Source organism: Sphingobacterium psychroaquaticum (genome assembly GCF_004421025.1).
GTDB lineage: Bacteria > Bacteroidota > Bacteroidia > Sphingobacteriales > Sphingobacteriaceae > Sphingobacterium > Sphingobacterium psychroaquaticum.
Window position 1 is genome coordinate 1,180,617 of the sequence record NZ_CP038029.1, and the last position, 17,511, is coordinate 1,198,127.

The window sequence follows — 17,511 nt, forward strand, 5'->3', positions numbered from 1 at the left end:
CGCTATTTTGATACAGAATTTTATTATTGCTTATTAAAAGAAAAGAGGCGTTCCATATTGGAACGCCTCTTTTAATGATGATAGCACTACACTATTTGGTATATGCCTGTTGGGAATATGGTGTGTAGAAGAAGTCAATTGACGTAGGGATCGGTTTATAGACCGTACGATATTTTACGGTACTAGGCGACTTAATGTTTGTCAATTGTGCAAAATCTTGATAAGGAGTAATACGTACGGTAGCGGAATCGCCTGTGTTTCTCAAGTAGGTTACTTCTGTCATTTGCATCGGGAAAAAATTGCCTTCTCGCGGGAGGTTATTCTCGCGCACAAATACCAAAAATGGATTTGTAGGGTTAGACTTATCAAACCGCGTAAAGGATCTGTTTACGAGTGTCCGAATGTAGCTCTGGCCATAAACAAATTGACTTGCTGTAACCAGTCTAGAGCTGTCACCAGCAGCCGTAAAAGAGAATACATTTGCTGTATATGTCGCTTCGGACAAGTTATCTAAGTTTACAATTTTTATGTTGCCATGCTCTCCACTTTCAATAGGGGCAGAGATAATTTCTGCTTTCGGCGAAAGACTACTTCTCAAATAAATTTTAACAGTATTGACTTTCGGGTCGGTTGTTGCTCGGAACCGAAGTAACGCACGCTGATTCCCAGGGATTATCGACAAAGAGTCGATACGTCCTGGGTAATAAATTTCGCCATTGCTTAGGTATTCGCCGTAATAGTGATCCGCTGGTTTACAGCTGTATCCTAACAAGATAATTCCTAGCGCTATAAAAATATGATTCTTTAGTTTTTTCATGATATACTAGTCTATATATTTACCAAAAAGCTTTAATTCTGAAAACGCCACGGTTAATGCATTACCTAAAGGTTGTTCTCGAACACCGTTCCACGTGCAATTGATACGTATTCTAAAATATTTGAAGGCTTCTGGAGATTGCCAATCTACTTCAAAGTCTTCGCCTTTCCGTGCATAATCTTGATCTTCAGCATTTGCATTTGTACCAAAAGCTAAGCCCGAGGGGCGAACCCCCTCAAAGGTGCCCAAGTGCGTCCAAGAATCCCATGAACCGTCGGCTGCGGGTGAATTACTACCATATAACTCGAATTCTTTAGGGTGGGTTGCCTGAAATAGCAAACCAAAGTTGTCATTTCGACCCCATAGCTTAACGCGGCTTATTTGTGCTTTTTTACGGGCATCCAACGTAAATTGAAATGGAACTGGGGCACCGCGGCCAAACCATTGGCGGGCTGTTGCATAATAAGGGCTCGCTTCGGCACCGTCGAAAAGCGATACTTGCATCTCGGCTGTATTACTTTGCGGGTTGTAGTTGGTGATGTAATCTCCATTTCTATTCATATCGGTATAGGCTGTAATGCCGCCATATATCAATAGATTCTTGATTTCATACTCCTCCTGTGGCGTTAGTGTTCGCTGTACGGTGTCGGAAATATTCCCCCATTGGTCACGAATGACAATACCGTATTTAGTGGGAACTGGCATTTCTCCACGAACCCGAATGGTACCTTGTTTAGATTTGGTATAGGTTTCGTTTAAGGTTGTCCAGCTGTATGTATTCGTTTTAGGGTCCAAAACATATTTAAAGACGCGGAGAATAATGTTTGCCGCATTTTCATTGTTATACTGGATGTTTACACCGCCAAATGTGCTGTAAAAGAAATCATCGGACAGGAAAGATTCCGCCAGCTTTAGGTAGCTAGGCTGGCCTGTTTTTATCTTGATCATCACGGGGTCAGATTCCACATCACCCACCGCTACCGCGACGAGCTTAATATTATGTTCTCCAATATTTGCGTAGCCCTGAATTACGACACGATTATCGTATATACTGGCTTTGCTGATCATCTCCTTCCCATTCTCTAAGGTGTACATCGCTTTGACATACCGTAGATCCGGAGAGGTTGGTAAGCTATAGGAGATCACAGCGCCCCCGGGAGCCTCTTCGTATTTTAATTCTTTTAACTGATCTGGTTTTTCACCTACTCGACCTGCTGTAATACCGGTATCTTCTGTACAAGCTGATGTATATAGGAGTGCGATAGCGATATTCCATAATGTCGCTTTCTTTAAAATCGTTTTTATCTTTTTCATGTTACGTTTTCTTATTGGTTTATCATCTACCAGCCAGCTGCCTGGACTAGGTTTGGATTTCTTCTTCTCTCATTTAGGCTTAATGGCCAAAAGTAATCCCGCTCCATAAATGAACGCGTGTAAAGAAGTTTCGTGCGATAATAGGAGCCTGCGGCAGATTGATTAATATCCCATCCCAAAATTGGACTGTTATATTCTTTCACGGCGTCTCTCCATCTTCTTAAGTCCCAAAAACGTATTCCTTCGAGTGCAAATTCGGACGTGCGTTCACTTTTAATGATCTGACGTAGTCCCTCTTTGGTACTAGGTTTGGTCGGATTAGAAGAATATTTTTGCCAAGCTTCGACAACACCAGGCAAACCACTACGCTTTCTAACCACATCAATATAGGCGTAGGCTTCGGCAGATGGACCGTTAAGTTCGTTTAGTGCTTCAGCATAATATAAATACAAGTTAGCAAGTCGCATTACGGGATGCCCAAACACGCGGGCGGTATATGCGTTACTGGCGCCTACTGTCCCGCGGTAGTTGTAATGTTTCTTTGAAGCATATCCTGTCCAGTTGTATTGGTTCGGATCTACTTTTCCCGATGTCCCGGAGTATTTTAGATCAATATTGTAAGCGTTTGCGTCTGATGTCGCCTGCAACATAAATACACGGCCGGCATCAAACATCAGCGTGCCATAGAATCTGTTTTCACGGTCCAAATTCATACGTGCAGTTTCCTTACCTGCAACGAGATCGTATTTGTATCCATCGGTTGATGGGACTGTAATTAAATCGAATCGGCTGGTGTAAGGGTAGGTGATATCTTCCTCAATAGGAACGCCATTTTTAGAATAAAACTTCTCTACAATGTTCAGCGTAGCCGACATAAAACCAAGTAGCGTACCTGTGGTAGCATTAGGGGTATAACGCGGCAGCATAAAGTAACCTTGAATGGTTCCGGATGCAGTTGACTTCGTGTCTAACCAAAGTATCTCTGCATTTCCTGTGTTTTCATTGTATGCCTCACGGATGTTCATTTGATATTGTGTACTCGCTTGCGGGATAAAACCGCCGGTAGGTGTCCATGTATGCAGTGCCTTTCCATTTTGGTGTGCAAAATCAATCGCAACCTTACAGGCTTCAGCAGCTTTTTGCCATTTATCCGAAAGGTAGGTTTGGTTAAATAGTTTCGTACCATCTACATTCGTGATGCTAGCCTCGACACCGGTATTACCATTGTATAATGGACTTGCAGCATGTATCAGGATTTCTGCTTTCATGGCTTTGGCGACAATTTTGGTTATCCTACCTGTCTCGCTGTTTACTGCCGTTACATCATCCATTAGGTTTTCCATCGCATCATCGATTTGCCCAACAATATAATTAAAGCATTCTTCCACTGTATTTCGAGCTAATTGCGATGAACCTGGCGCATCGTAGATTGGGATGTTATTATCCCGGATTGGAATAGGGCCGTACTGACGCAAAAGTAAGAAGTGGTAGTAAGCTTTTAAAAACTTGACTTCAGAGGTCCACATTAGTTTTTCATCCTCGGTCATATCGGGTACGCGCATAATATTCTCCAAAAAGATATTACAGTTCGTAATACCAATCCAATAACCTTTAGCGCCATTGTTCCCATCCCACGCGTTTAGAAGTGGATTATCTCCGTTTTGGCTCCCTAACGCAATGCGCCAGCTGTGGTAGCCTGAATAGGTAGCTTCCGAACTTAACCAGAATTCATCGCCCGAGAGTAGTCCGGCGTTCCCCTGCACCGAAAAACTTTCCGGCAAAGAGCTATAACAGGTAACTAAATATCGTTCAGCCATCGTTCGCATCGAGAAGGCTTGATCGAGGACGGGGGCGTTATCGGGAACTACATCTAAAAATTTATTGCAAGAAGTTGACAACCCAAAGATCAACCCTAGTCCTATTATACATGTCTTAAATTTCGTTTTCATAATTTTATAGGTTTGCATTTATACCGATATTAAATACGCGCTGAAGAGGGTAATTGAGGGCATTACCTCCCATTTCAGGATCCCAAAGCTTAAATGAACTGAAGCGTAATAAGTTGTTCGCGCTGGCATAGACCCGCAAATTCTTGATTTTATAACGCTGCGAAAATTGTTTATTAATGGTATAACCAAGTTCTACTTGTTTTAGTCTGATGAGGCTTCCGTTTCGCATCCAATATGTACTTTGCACGGTATTGTTTGCTTGCGGAGAGACACTCAAGCGCGGCCAAATAGCATAAATATTCTTGTTTTCTTCTGACCAATAGTCGTCTGCCCATCCCTGAAAAACGGCGTTTGGCGCTGTCTCACTTCCAAATGGGGCGATCCCTTTACTTGTTGGGGTATTTGCCGTCGTTGGATTGATGAACAATGATGTACGACCTACTCCACTGAAGAAGAATGAAAAATCTAAACCTTTGTAACCAGTACTTAAACCGAAACCATAGTTTACTTCAGGCGTCGTTGGGTGACCAATTGGCATACGGTCATCATCATTGATTAAACCATCGCGATTCACATCTAGATATTTGATATCACCGCCCATAACCGTGGATCCAAATTCTTGAGCAGGGCTGTTATAAACTTCATTATCATCGATGAAAAGTCGTTCTGCAATATAGCCGAATTGGTGATTTACCGATGTTCCTTTGCGACGTCTGTATTCATTCTTGTAAAAAGGCTCCTCATAAAATTCATATTCGCCGGAAGCTAAGGTGAAAGTTCCTCGTCCTTGGAACCACAAGTTGCTATTTACGGTTTTGTTGTAAACAAGCTCTCCATCAAATCCCCGACTTTTGTATTTTCCAACGTTTGCATAAACGGAAGCAGTCAGGCCATTAATTGACGAAAGGGATCGTGTCTGCACAATGTTATCTCTAGATTGTTGGTAAAAGTCACCGGTGAAATTTATGGTTCCATCTAGTAAACTTAAGTCAATACCTAGGTTTGTCTGTTTAGAGATTTCCCAGCGAATGTCAGGATTCGCATATCTGTTAACGACAACACCATTTATGGATCTTCTTCCGGCTTCTGCAGGAAGACCAAAAGGATAACCATAGGTGGGGCTATTTAAATTAACATCAGACAGGTAAAAGAAGCGTGTATCTAAAATTTGATCGTTACCAAGGGTGCCTCGTGTGAACCTGATCTTAAAGTTGTTTATTGTGCTTTTTAGAGGTTCAAAAAAGGCCTCATTTGAAACATTCCAGGCTGCACCAAACGATGGGAAGAAACCCCAACGGAATTTTTCAGAGAATTTTTCCGAACCATTGTAACCAAATGCAAATTGTAGGTGGTAACGATTGTCATAACCATAGGTGAAACTTCCGGAAAATGAAACATTTCGGTTTGGTAGTGTATTGATTAGTGAAATATTGTTATCCACAGGAGTACTCACATTATCTCGTATCGTGTTAATAAGCATCCCAAAAACATTATGCTTTTCATTAAAGGTTCGCTGGTATGACAATTGATTTTCCATGTAAAAGATGGCGGCTTGCGATCTTTCCCCCGGAACAAAATCAAGGTATTCAGTACCAGAGTCTGGGTTTATCTGTTTGAATAATAAGGAGTTGTTTATTGGGTCTGTTCCAATAGGTTGATAGTAAAAAGGATTGTATTGTCTGGACTGTGCGAAATAGGAGTTCCGACTCAGGTTAAATAAACCGCGGTAGTTTAAGCCTTGTAGTAGTATCTCCGAAAAGTCTTGCTTTAGTTCCAGTTGTACCTGCATGTTGCTTCTTCTTCTTTCAGAATATCCGCGCATTATTTGGGCGTAAGGGTTTACATATTGCCCTTGGTCGGAATTTCCGAAAAGTGGGTGCTGAATATAAGATTGGCTAGGTCCTGCCTGATAAACCGGAAGAAAGAGTACAGGGTTGGCACGTAATGCCAAGTTATAAGCTTCATTGCCGCTCGTTGGTGGGCCTGTGTAGTTTTGGATGTTTGCAACAGTTCGAACCATTGCAAATGTAGATTTCGTTATATTAACACCAATATTGCTTCGCAGGTTCATGACCTTGAAATTCACATTGTTGTTGAAATTGTTTAACGCGTCCATTTTTAATAGACCGTTATCATTGGTAAAATTACCACTTACATTGTACGTTGCTACTTGTCCACCGCCGGCAACACTTAAATTGTAATTTTGGGTCGTGGTGGTGGTTTTAGTAAGCGCGCCTAACCAATCTACGCTAGGATAGGCTATCGGATCGTCACCGGCAGCTGTTCTTTCTATTTTTAACTGACTGTAAGGTTCTGAACCCAGTGGGTTTCTGGTGAGAACGGCTTCATTGTACATTTTCATCCAAGTTACGGGGTCAGCAAACTTTAGGCTCTGTGTCGGCGTGGATACGCGATGTTCAGTTCTAAAGCTTATGCTAGCAGGTCCCTCACGACCGATTTTTGTCGTCACGAGGACGACCCCGTTTGCACCACGGGAACCATACACTGCTGATGCGGTTGCATCACGAAGAATGGAGAAGTTTTCGATATCATCCACCGGAATACGAGCTAGATCGTCCGCCGTTACTTCCATATTGTCTACAAGAATCAATGGTTTGTTATTGGTTCCAAATGTTCCGACACCACGAATAAAAAAATCAGCATTATCACCACCAGGCTCACCACTTCGTTGAAATGAGACCACACCCGCGACTTTACCCTGCAGTGCAGTTGTAAGATTACTGACCGGTGCTCTCAGATCTTTAGGGCTTAAGGATGCGACAGAACCAATCAAGTCGCTTTTCTTTGCACGCTGACCAAATGCTGTAACGACAACTTCATCTATTCCTTGAGAATCTTCGCGTAAAATGACATCTATGGTTTTTAGCCCTTCAAGCGATATTTCTTGCTGTAAGTACCCGGTCATACGAACGATGATCGCATTAGATCCTGATGGGATGTTGAGCGCAAAGAGCCCATTGAGGTCTGTTGTGGTTCCTACATTCGGTCGACCTTTGATGAATACTGAAACCCCTGGTAAAACATTTCCAAGCGTGTCTTTTACAGATCCCGATATTTGTGTTTGGGGAATATTTTTTTCTGTATTTCTCGATTTGTTTGGATGTTCATTTGCTTGACTATTTCCGTAAAAGGTAAGCACAAACAGACACGTAACGAGATATTGTATTGCATTTGGCATGCGACTCCAGCATAAGCAAATGTCATTTTTTCTCTGTGCTTTTGGGAGAGAGTTTCTCCACTTCGAAAAGCTTGTTAAATAAAAAATAAGTAATGTCATGAAGGTTAATTTTAGTTAGTTAAGTAATGATAATTATAGGCCCCATTAACTTTAGGAATGGTCAATTTTAAGGATTAAAAGCTGGTATATGAGCAGTAGAGGCTAAAGCAAACGATTGTGTAGTTTACTTAAACGTTTTCGTGTATTAAGTACAATATGGGATGCTTTTTTTGTGAATTGTAAAACTCTTTCTATCAGTGTGATAGGTTGTTTTTATTTTCTCGAAAACCTTTTCGTGAGTTACGCAAACGATTGTGTTTCGAGGTATATTTTGTTTTGATTGTTGTTAGCCTTATACTTGGATTTTTTTTGTAAAAAGGACGTTGCGCAAGTAAATACAAAGATAATATGAGTGCGCAATAAGCGTAGTTGAATGGGTGGGAAAGGAGCGAGATACTTACTAGGACACGAAAGCGACTTGTTGGCCCGTTTAGGTTTTTTTAAGACTACTTTAAAAGGCAGGAAAATAGCCCGTAGCTTGAATTGGGTGGCGGTAGAGAAACATGATTTATTTTAAGTCAACTTGACTTTTTTTAGCGCATCGGTATACTTTTTTTTGACTCCATTGTCGACTTCCTGTGCAGCGAGTTTCTCCATTGTTGCACGTAATGAATTGTTGTGCTCTGTTTTTAATTTGAAGATTTCGGCCAAAGCATAAGCCGATGCCCAGCGTACAACCGTGCCTGTATGCATCGCATTTATTAACAGTTGCGGTATGACATCAACAATCTTGCTCGGAAAGAGTTTGACAATATTTCCAATTACTCTTGCACTTTCCCACTTCACGCGGGGTTCATCCATCGTCAGTGATTTAGCCACATAATTAAAGAGACGTTCATTGGCAACCAGAGGACTCTTCTTTGTCGCGTATTCCAACGCTTCTATACAAGTGGCCATCTCCACTGGTTTTTGCTGGTTGGCAAAAATGATCAGCTCCTCCGTCGTTAGTTCCTTTTGTATAAGGCTTTCTCCAATAAGAGCGACTTTAGCCTTTGTCTTGATACTTTTGTCCTGAAATAAGACTTCTAAATTCACGCTCTATTTTTTACTTGTTACTTGTGCAAAGCAAATTGCTCGTCGAAATGCAAACTATCGATATTGCTGAAGACAAGTTTGCCATCTAACTCTTCCATGTTACCGTAGCCCGGTAGTGCTGCTCCATTTTGGAATTTAAATGCTACTTGTCGTTCAGATATAACTCCTTCTGAAGAAAAAGAATACTCCGCAAGGAGAAGACTATCTTTAATTATTCCTTTTAAACTTCCATCGGTTCTATCCTTTTCGTACAGCGCAAATAAAAGTTGACCATGCACCTCGTTATTATCCGATACTTGGAGATTCAAACGTATCGTATCGCCATTGTTAGCATAATGGTACATACCCGTAAGATTCGAAGTGGTTTCGTCTGTCTTTTCTTTGGCATCTTTAGCGGGGCCTTGACTGCAAGAAATAAAACTTATGGCACCAATAATGACTAGTATGCTATGGGTGAGCTGTTTTTTCATACGTATGACTTTATGAAACAAATTTAATGAATTTTCAGCTGTATAGCAATGCTACTATCAGAGGTATCGCGTTGACCTTCAATAATGTCATGCATTAGCTTTTGCTTAAATTATTTGTCTTTTAGTATTCACATAAACAAACGGGAGCGTCTAAAGTTTATTGCTTTTCATTATTTAATACAAAACCCCTGTTTTCGGGGATGTTTACCAATGCATACTTCAATTACCTTTGTCTTAAGGTTAAATCAATAAAAACAATAGAAATGAAAAAATTATTAATTAAAGGGATTACTCTTATGGTTTTACTTACTGTTATGAGTTGTGGTGCATCAAAAGATCCTGTTGAATACAATAATGCTGTTATTACTGTCATCAATGGATCTGGGGCATATATTGGTAAAATGAATGCAGCAATGGAGAGTAAAAACTATGACGAGGCGGAGAAAGTAAGAGTGGATTGGGCAAAAGCTGTTGATGCTGATATTAAAAAAATGGAAGAGATCGGAGATTTTAATGGCGATGCGGGTCTCCAAAATGCCGTGTTAAAAGGACTAAAAGGATACAAGAAAATTGTAGATCAAGATTACCCGAAATTAATCGATATCCGAAAAAACAATAAAGAAGATGTAAGAGTAGAACAGACTGCATTGGAGAATATCAATAAAGCGTTTGAGAATATGGCCAATGGGGTAAACGAAGCCTCTAACAATTTTGAAAAAACGTACAAAAAGTAAAAACGTACAAAAAGTAAAATAACGTTTAAGGTTGCAGGCTCCCGGTAGATTTGTTTCTATCGGGAGCTTTTTTGTGGCACTTACTCTGAGATGTTTTGTTTGTTCCTTTTTTAATTCGCATACTTCTCATTTTGAGGCTTAAATGAAGGTTGTTAATATCAGGTTACTGTTCGTTAAAATCTATGTAGAGATAAGTCCGGATTCTTCTTAGTTTTAAAAATATTATCAAGCAATCGTTTGTTTAGTGAAAACTATAGCTTATTGTGGCTGCTTGAACCTACATGAACCTTTAATTTACGCATGAAAAAAATAAAGATGAGAAGCATGAAACTATTCTGTCCGATACTATTGTTTTTAGTGAGTATAGGACTATTTACGCAAAAAGTTAACGCGCAAGGCGATCAGATATTGGATGGTATAGGGGAGACAGGGATGGTGGCTCGGTATGTATTTGATGGTGATACGAAAGATTGGTCTCGAAATAATTTACATGGAAAGTTCCATGGCGGTGTGGCTAAATATGTGAAGGACGAACGATTTGGTCAGGTTTTGTCTTTGTCTGGTGGAGCGAACGACTATATTTCCATTCCTGGGACGGCTTTTACGGATCTTGAATCTATAAGTATCTCGGGGTGGGTCTATCTCCAATCGAATAAGACGAATCAGTATTTTTTTGATTTTGGGCAGGATGCTAACCGACGTTTCTTTTCGGCTCCAGAAGGCGTTAAAGGAAAAACAGGGTATTATACGCTGGTATCAACAAAGAGTGGGACGGCACTAGAGTTGACCGCGCCAGCTATTGAAACAAATAAGTGGGTGCATTTGGTGGTGGTTATTGATATTCCATCGAAATCTGTATTTACGTATGTGGATAGCAAACTTGTTGGAGAGAAGACGGGTGTTTCTCTGGAATTGGCGGACATATTTGGACAACAAACGAATGGAAAAGGGCACTTCCTAATCGGTAAATCTTTCTTACCGGGTACGCCTTCTTTGCAGGCTCTGCTTCGTGATTTTCGTATTTATCGTGTGCCATTGACAAGACGACAGGTGGGAGGAATTTATTACAATGCTTTAAAAGGCGTACGTGAGGATGCTGCAAATATGGGTAAGGTAGAAGATGATCTTCCGACTTTTCCGTTAACAAAGGCACAGCTTTACAATGCATATTTGTTGAACGTGTCTGATGTGAAAGTAGAAACAGAGGTTGGTGAATTACCTCGTTTACCAAGCTATGTTGAGGGGACATATCGTGATGCGGTCGTCGGGCCTAAAGTTCGCGTGTTGTGGCCTTCTCCGATTGATAATAGCGCTGCGCTTGAGGCTGGAGAATATACGATTGTTGGTCGAGTACCTGGAACTGATTTACAGCCCAAGGCTGTCATTAAGGTCAAAGGTGGAGATAAATCTAGTACACCGAATTCGAAGTTGGAGCCTTTTCATCTAGACCAGGTATTGTTGGTGACAGATGCGAAGCAACAGGAGACAAAATTCATTGAAAATAGAGATAAGTTCATCCATACCTTAGCGACAACAGACCCGAACTCTTTTCTATATATGTTCCGTCACGCTTTTGGTCAAAAGCAACCCGAAGGCGCAAAACCTTTGGGGGTATGGGATAGCCAAGATACAAAGTTGCGGGGACATGCCACTGGACATTATCTGACAGCTATTGCACAGGCGTATGCCGGAACGGGCTATGATAAAGCCCTCCAGGATAACTTTGCTCAAAAGATGGATTATATGATTAACGTGCTGTATGAGTTGTCTCATTTGTCTGGAAAACCAAAAGATGCTGGCGGAGTATCTGTTTCAGATCCAACGTTGGTACCCAAAGGGCCGGGCAAATCTGATTATGACTCCGATCTTAGTGAAGCAGGTATTCGGACCGATTATTGGAATTGGGGGGCTGGTTTTATCAGTGCCTATCCGCCGGATCAGTTTATTATGCTTGAACAAGGAGCAACCTATGGTGGACAAAAGAATCAAGTATGGGCGCCTTATTATACCTTGCATAAAATCTTAGCCGGCTTATTGGATATTTATGAAGTAAGCGGTAATAAAAAAGCGCTGGATGTAGCTGTTGGAATGAGTGACTGGGTGTATGTACGTTTAAATCAGTTGCCGAAAGAGACGCTTATCAAAATGTGGAACACGTATATCGCAGGCGAATTTGGCGGTATGAATGAAACCATGGCACACTTGTATCGTATTACGAACGATGATAACTATTTGAAAACCGCACAGCTTTTTGATAATATAAAAATGTTCTTTGGAGATCCCGATCATTCCCACGGGCTGGCTAAAAATGTGGATACATTTCGAGGGCTGCATGCCAACCAACATATACCACAGGTGGTGGGGAGTATAGAGATGTACCGCGTGTCTAACTTGCCCGAATATTATAAAGTAGCGGATAACTTCTGGTATAAAGCGGTGAATGATTATATGTACAGTATTGGAGGCGTTGCGGGGGCACGTAATCCTGCGAATGCGGAATGCTTTATCAGTCAGCCTGCTACATTGTACGAAAATGGTCTATCAGCAGGCGGGCAGAATGAGACCTGTGCAACGTATAATATGTTGAAATTAACCAGTAATCTTTTTCTTTTTGACCAACGAACGGAACTGATGGATTATTACGAACGGGGTTTATACAATCATATTCTAGCGTCCGTAGCGAAGGATAGTCCTGCCAATACATACCATGTCCCATTACGACCTGGATCGATGAAGCAATTTGGTAATCCCGATATGACTGGATTTACCTGTTGTAATGGTACAGCAATTGAAAGCAGTACGAAACTCCAGAATTCCATTTATTTTAAAAGTAAAGACAATAATGCGCTATACGTAAATCTCTACATTCCGTCGACTCTAAATTGGACGGAACGTGGTGTAACGATTGAACAGGAAACAAGTTTTCCGAAGGAAGACCATACACGGTTACGCATTAAAGGAAATGGAAAATTTGACGTGCATGTACGCGTTCCAGGATGGGCGACCAAAGGTTTTTATGTAACGATCAATGGTGAACAGCAAAATGTAAATGCGACACCAGGCAGTTATTTTAATATCAGTCGTACATGGAAAAGTGGCGATGTTATTGAGTTGCGCATGCCGTTCCAATTTCATTTGGATCCACTCATGGATCAGCCGAATATCGCCAGTTTGTTTTATGGACCCATACTCTTAGCAGCACAAGAGCCAGAAGCTCGAAAAGAATGGCGTAAAGTAACGTTAGATGCAAAAGATATCAGTAAAACCATTAAAGGAGATGCAAGTCAATTGGAGTTTCAAATTGAGGATGTGGTTTTTAAACCATTCTACGATACCTATGGGCGCCATTCGGTATATTTAGATGTAACACTAAAGTAAATCACCTTACTAGTTTTGATCTTTTATGTTGTATTTTCGAAGTTCGATCATACAACATAAAAGATGAGAAAGATAATTTTAGACTTAGCCATCACCTTAGATGGGTTTATTGAAGGGCCAAATGGTGAAATCGATTGGTGCATCATGGATGAGGATATGGATTTTACTGGTTTTTTGAAGGGGATTGATACCATCTTTTACGGACGTGTAAGTTATGACGCCTGGGGGAATTTTATACCCGAAGGAGAGGTGAGTGTTCCGGAAAGAGAGTTATGGGAAACTGTACACTCGAAAAGGAAAATTGTCTTTAGTCGCCAGGAAAAAAATGATAGTCGTGCTACCTTTATTCGTGAAGGAATAGAGGATCGTGTAAAAATGATGAGAGCGGAAGATGGTAAGGATATTTGGCTTTATGGGGGTGCCAGCCTGATTAGCACTTTTGTTAAACTAGATCTTATAGATGTGTATCGCCTTTCCGTACATCCTGTAGCTTTGGGGCAAGGTAAACCGTTGTTTGAGGATCTTAGCAAGCGTCTTCAATTAAAGCTTAAAGAGAGTCATGCTTTTAAATCAGGCGTGGTACAGATGGTTTACGAAACAAAACGCTAGTGTGCCTATGCTTTTTTACTAAGAAATTTATTTTTTATTCTGACGATTGTGTAAATTGGTATTCAAAATAAGCACAAGGTAATAGATCTAAATACGTTAGTATGGAAAATGTAACATCACAAACAAAACTTAAGCACGAACAAATTCAATACATCGAGTTTCTTTCTCCTGATTTGGAACGTATTAAGGAATTCTATACAGCGAGTTTCGGTTGGATGTTTACTGACTATGGCCCAGGGTATACGGCATTTGAAGGCACGCATGTCGATGGTGGTTTTGCGCAAGGTACAGCTGTTCGAGGAAGTATATTGATCGTACTGTACTCCGACGATATCTTGTCTACTAAGGAGCGAGTGCTTCAAGCAGGTGGCGTCCTAACACAGGATATTTTTAGTTTCCCGGGCGGACGCCGTTTTCAGTTTACAGATCCAGATGGAAATGAGCTCGCTGTTTGGTCCGTTTAGGCCACAGCGAATGTGTATTCGCTTATCTTCTTTTTCTAAAGAGCCACGGCGCTACCGCATTTTTTTGTTTCCAAAGTCCTACCTTTTCCATTCGGGCGGTCTGTTCAGCTTCCGCAAAAATGGTAGACTTATCAAAAAGTTTGTAGTGCCATGCTAGTCCGGCACGGAGCAATTCGAGGTTGACATTTAGTGTATCCTGAACCCATACGATGCCTACCGTTCGCCCGTATTGGTCTTTACTTTTTACATCGATTTTGACCTTTTTTCCGAAACACAGATCCGAGGTAAACCGTCGCGCCACCTGACCAAAATCCTGACCATTTTCGGGACAATCGATCCCGTGAAAACGAATTCTTATCTGGGTATTGTTGGAATCTAAAATGGTAATAGTATCTCCATCGGCAACACGGACCACTTTCCCTCTTACAGTTTGTGCATGGCTAATCAGGGAAGCAAATAAATAAATGAAAACAAATGTAATCTTCATAGAAATTTTAATCATTCTCTTCTAATTCAAATAATTCTTCAATAGACTTTTCTAATACATGGGAAATCTTGAGTGATAAAACGGTCGAAGGAACATATTTTTCTGCTTCAAGTGCGTTGATCGTTTGACGACTCACACCGACCAAATTGGCCAGCTGCTCCTGTGAATAACCTTTTATTAAACGGTTAATCCTGATATTATTCTTCATGCCCGACTCTCCTTCCTATTTTGAATAGTTGAATGTTAAACAAGATAAGAAATAGACCCAATATCAAGTGCGGAAAGTACATGACAATTAAGTAATCGCTGTCATATACAAAAACGGTGATTAATAAGAAAGAGATGAAGCTGATAATAATGGACCAGGACCAAGAAAATAGTCGAAGACTATTTATCATTTCATCCTCTTGTTTTCTTTTCGTGAATGAAATAAATAGAAGACCAAGGATAGAGGTTGTTAGGAAAATTGTTAAGCCTGCATCTGTGTTGATAAATCTAAAATTCCCCTGATTCGAAAGGACGGCAAATAGAGAGAAATTTAAGTTAGCAATTTGTTTACTCAAGAGGGATGTCAAAACGAGCAAAAGTCCGATCCATTGAAAACAACGAGGGAGTAATGGTATACTTTTCATAATGGTACATAGTTTTAAATTGTTAATGCGTCAAATGTAAAATATATTTTACATTATGACAAGTTTATTTTACAAAATGTAATGTTTGTTTTCCTTTTGCTTCGAGGACATATAAATCCGGTTTTATACGAAATTTATCGCGTAACGGTTAGGAGTAGGTGAAGGTTTGGTAGGGCGGTAAAGTCAGAGATTACGTGTTGGTGGAATAAATGGGGATTATTAGTAATACTAAGGACGATACTTTCGAAAAATCATGAGGTACTTCGATTAGATTTGCTAGACGCGTCAGCGTAGAAAGCGGTTGCGACAAGCAAATTCGGCGACATAAAAATCCCATCATTCCTCCGTGTTTAGATGAGTAGGAGTATGATGAGAAAAGTAATCGCATCAATAGGAAATTGTAATCAATAAGGATATGAGGCTGTTTTTTTTGACTATATCATTAAGATGTGTAAACAACTAGGGTGTTTTTATTGTTTGTAAATTGTTTTTCGCCACTGTAAGCTCCTTTTTAAACGACTCAATTTTAGAAGATACATTTTCCATAACTTGATTTGAAATGGATTCGTAATATTCGATTCCAGTCAATAACTGCGCTTTAAATCGTTCAACGAATTTTATTGATTTTGCATCTTGAACGGTCTCTTCTACATAATTTTTTAGATACGTTATGTAGAGCTCTAACTCGTTTATAAAAAAATGATTGCGTTCATTTTTTAGCGGTATTTCTTTACGGCCATAAATATGGTCAACCATCTCCTTAAGGCTATACGTGTTGTCAAAATATACGGTGTTTGGTCCGGGACAGATGGAAACGGAAAGGTCCTCTCGTGGCTTTTCAATACCATAATTTATGTAAGCAGAAGTCGCTAATCCGTCACAAAGACATACTTTTTCGGTAATCTTGTTATATGCTTTTTGATATTCATTTTCTGGTAATGATTGCTGCGACAACTCGTTGATCTTGGCATGCTGATAGACGCGCGATGCCGTACAGATAGGCGTAGGGCCAAATTCGGTATTTGTAATCAGATATTTCTTCTTACAAGGACTACCTGGGCGACCTTTAGCAATACGATCCAGTCTTTTTTTCTCCGAGGTGCTGTGTCTAAAGTTATTAAATGGAACGCCTAAGGGCGAGGCTCCGCTTAAATAGAAATCTTCCTTTTCTGCTTGCGTCAATGCGGTTAAGGTCGCTTGATCTACGGTTGTTGCTTCGGGCACTAAAAGAAAGGGAGAGCCCCAACCAGTTCCGTCAAAACCATAATGAGTAAGTAAAAAATTCTGCTCCTCTGGGGTCCCGATTCCTCCCTGCGCCGTAAAGCGGATAGGGTAAGGAGTTTCGGGAGCAGTAATCCCTTTATTTGATAAAGATTCTTGATATAAACTGTGTAGCTCAGCGATGAGGGTTTCTTTTTTCAATCTAAACTCTTCCAAAATTGGACCTAATAGAAAACCTTCTGTTGCAAAAGCATGGCCGCCACAGTTTAAGCCAGATTCCACCCGGAATTCGGAAATCCATATTCCTTTTTTAGCGAGATATTTAGCTTGAATATTTGCGGAGCGAAAGTCAGACACTTTCAGAATTATTCTTTTCTGGAGTTTTCCCGCACTATTTGGGAAGAAACAATCTAATGTTGCTAAGTAATTGTACAAACGAGGATTCATGCCAGCGGATAAGACCACAGATGAGGAGAGGTTTGAATTGGCAAACCCACGTATCGCCGAGAGTGCATCCGAAAATCGTTCATTCAATACATCACCATGTTGGCTATGGTTTAGCTTGTCTACCTTAGCCATGATGTTCACATCAATGTCACCAGCGGAAACGGCATTGCGCAGTTCCTGTTGCATAGCTTCCTTTTGATGGCTGTTGACAGTGCTTAACATTTGATTATAAAGTTCCTTTATTGGGGTCTTTTCGGCCAACATTTCGAAGTATTTGCTTAAATCGCTACCTATGGAAAAGGTTTCTGTCTTTATTTTTTGAATTTGCCCTTCCACGAGCTCTTGTACCAAGTTTAGGTAAGCGGTTATACGCTTAGCACGGCCGTCAATTTCATGTTTGTTAATGGGGGTGAATGATAATCCATTCAAGTTGGCATAATAGTGCCGGATACGCTCGATCAGCTCATCGTCAACAATGGATAGAACCGAAGAAATACCGTATTTGGCAACCTTGATAGGGGAGTCTATAGAAAAGGCCAAACCCAAGACGGGGATGTGGAAGCTGTGTTTCATAATGTTGTTCATGCATTACGAAATACGTGATATTTAGGCGCCTAGAAAGTAACGGCATCGTGAAAAAATAATGATTAATATCA

The 17,511-nt window shown here is 40.6% G+C and carries 14 protein-coding genes; 4 read left to right on the forward strand and 10 right to left on the reverse strand.

Annotated elements, in window-relative coordinates:
* Window positions 1–91 precede the first annotated feature (91 nt).
* From E2P86_RS04960 to E2P86_RS04985, 6 genes are all read right to left on the reverse strand, one after another.
* Complete coding sequence (locus E2P86_RS04960) at window positions 92–817, reverse strand: DUF4998 domain-containing protein (protein ID WP_085473791.1); 726 nt, start codon at window positions 815–817, stop codon at window positions 92–94.
* Window positions 818–823: 6 nt separating this feature from the next.
* Window positions 824–2,131 carry a DUF5000 domain-containing lipoprotein gene (locus tag E2P86_RS04965; RefSeq protein WP_085473792.1) on the reverse strand — a complete coding sequence of 436 codons (1,308 nt, stop codon included), beginning with the start codon at window positions 2,129–2,131 and terminating at the stop codon, window positions 824–826.
* A 26-nt stretch (window positions 2,132–2,157) separates the two neighbouring features.
* The gene (locus tag E2P86_RS04970) at window positions 2,158–4,080 is read right to left on the reverse strand and encodes a RagB/SusD family nutrient uptake outer membrane protein (protein ID WP_085473941.1); all 1,923 of its coding nucleotides are present in this window, start codon (window positions 4,078–4,080) and stop codon (window positions 2,158–2,160) included.
* Window positions 4,081–4,084: 4 nt separating this feature from the next.
* Window positions 4,085–7,279 (reverse strand): SusC/RagA family TonB-linked outer membrane protein, encoded by a 3,195-nt coding sequence (locus E2P86_RS04975; protein WP_134431222.1) that lies wholly within the window; start codon window positions 7,277–7,279, stop codon window positions 4,085–4,087.
* A 612-nt stretch (window positions 7,280–7,891) separates the two neighbouring features.
* Window positions 7,892–8,413, reverse strand: a complete 522-nt coding sequence (locus E2P86_RS04980; RefSeq protein ID WP_085473794.1) for a HEAT repeat domain-containing protein — start codon at window positions 8,411–8,413, stop codon at window positions 7,892–7,894.
* Between the two features lie 17 nt (window positions 8,414–8,430).
* A complete protein-coding gene (locus E2P86_RS04985) occupies window positions 8,431–8,883 on the reverse strand; it encodes a hypothetical protein (protein WP_085473795.1) in 453 nt (150 codons plus the stop codon).
* 263 nt (window positions 8,884–9,146) lie between these two features.
* Here E2P86_RS04985 and E2P86_RS04990 point away from each other — a divergent pair, with 263 nt between their 5' ends.
* The 4 genes from E2P86_RS04990 (at window position 9,147) to E2P86_RS05005 (ending at window position 14,068) form a co-directional block, all read left to right on the forward strand.
* Window positions 9,147–9,617, forward strand: coding sequence for an LIC11966 family surface protein (locus tag E2P86_RS04990; protein WP_085473796.1), 471 nt, complete (start codon window positions 9,147–9,149; stop codon window positions 9,615–9,617).
* A gap of 300 nt (window positions 9,618–9,917) precedes the next feature.
* Window positions 9,918–12,995 (forward strand): beta-L-arabinofuranosidase domain-containing protein, encoded by a 3,078-nt coding sequence (locus tag E2P86_RS04995; RefSeq protein WP_240775573.1) that lies wholly within the window; start codon window positions 9,918–9,920, stop codon window positions 12,993–12,995.
* A 63-nt stretch (window positions 12,996–13,058) separates the two neighbouring features.
* On the forward strand, window positions 13,059–13,604 hold the full coding sequence (locus tag E2P86_RS05000; RefSeq protein WP_085473797.1) for a dihydrofolate reductase family protein: 546 nt from the start codon (window positions 13,059–13,061) through the stop codon (window positions 13,602–13,604).
* Window positions 13,605–13,705: 101 nt separating this feature from the next.
* A complete protein-coding gene (locus tag E2P86_RS05005; RefSeq protein ID WP_085473798.1) occupies window positions 13,706–14,068 on the forward strand; it encodes a VOC family protein in 363 nt (120 codons plus the stop codon).
* A gap of 22 nt (window positions 14,069–14,090) precedes the next feature.
* On the opposite strand, the gene E2P86_RS05010 is transcribed toward E2P86_RS05005, so the two are convergent.
* The 4 genes from E2P86_RS05010 to E2P86_RS05025 form a co-directional block, all read right to left on the reverse strand.
* Window positions 14,091–14,555, reverse strand: coding sequence for a thermonuclease family protein (locus E2P86_RS05010; protein WP_134431228.1), 465 nt, complete (start codon window positions 14,553–14,555; stop codon window positions 14,091–14,093).
* A 7-nt stretch (window positions 14,556–14,562) separates the two neighbouring features.
* Window positions 14,563–14,763 (reverse strand): helix-turn-helix transcriptional regulator, encoded by a 201-nt coding sequence (locus E2P86_RS05015; RefSeq protein WP_085473800.1) that lies wholly within the window; start codon window positions 14,761–14,763, stop codon window positions 14,563–14,565.
* Window positions 14,753–15,187 carry a hypothetical protein gene (locus E2P86_RS05020; protein WP_085473801.1) on the reverse strand — a complete coding sequence of 145 codons (435 nt, stop codon included), beginning with the start codon at window positions 15,185–15,187 and terminating at the stop codon, window positions 14,753–14,755. The genes E2P86_RS05015 and E2P86_RS05020 overlap by 11 nt, the downstream gene beginning before the upstream one ends.
* Window positions 15,188–15,646: 459 nt before the next feature.
* Entirely contained in the window at window positions 15,647–17,428 is a 1,782-nt protein-coding gene (locus E2P86_RS05025) for a hypothetical protein (RefSeq protein ID WP_085473943.1), read from the reverse strand.
* Window positions 17,429–17,511: the final 83 nt, after the last annotated feature.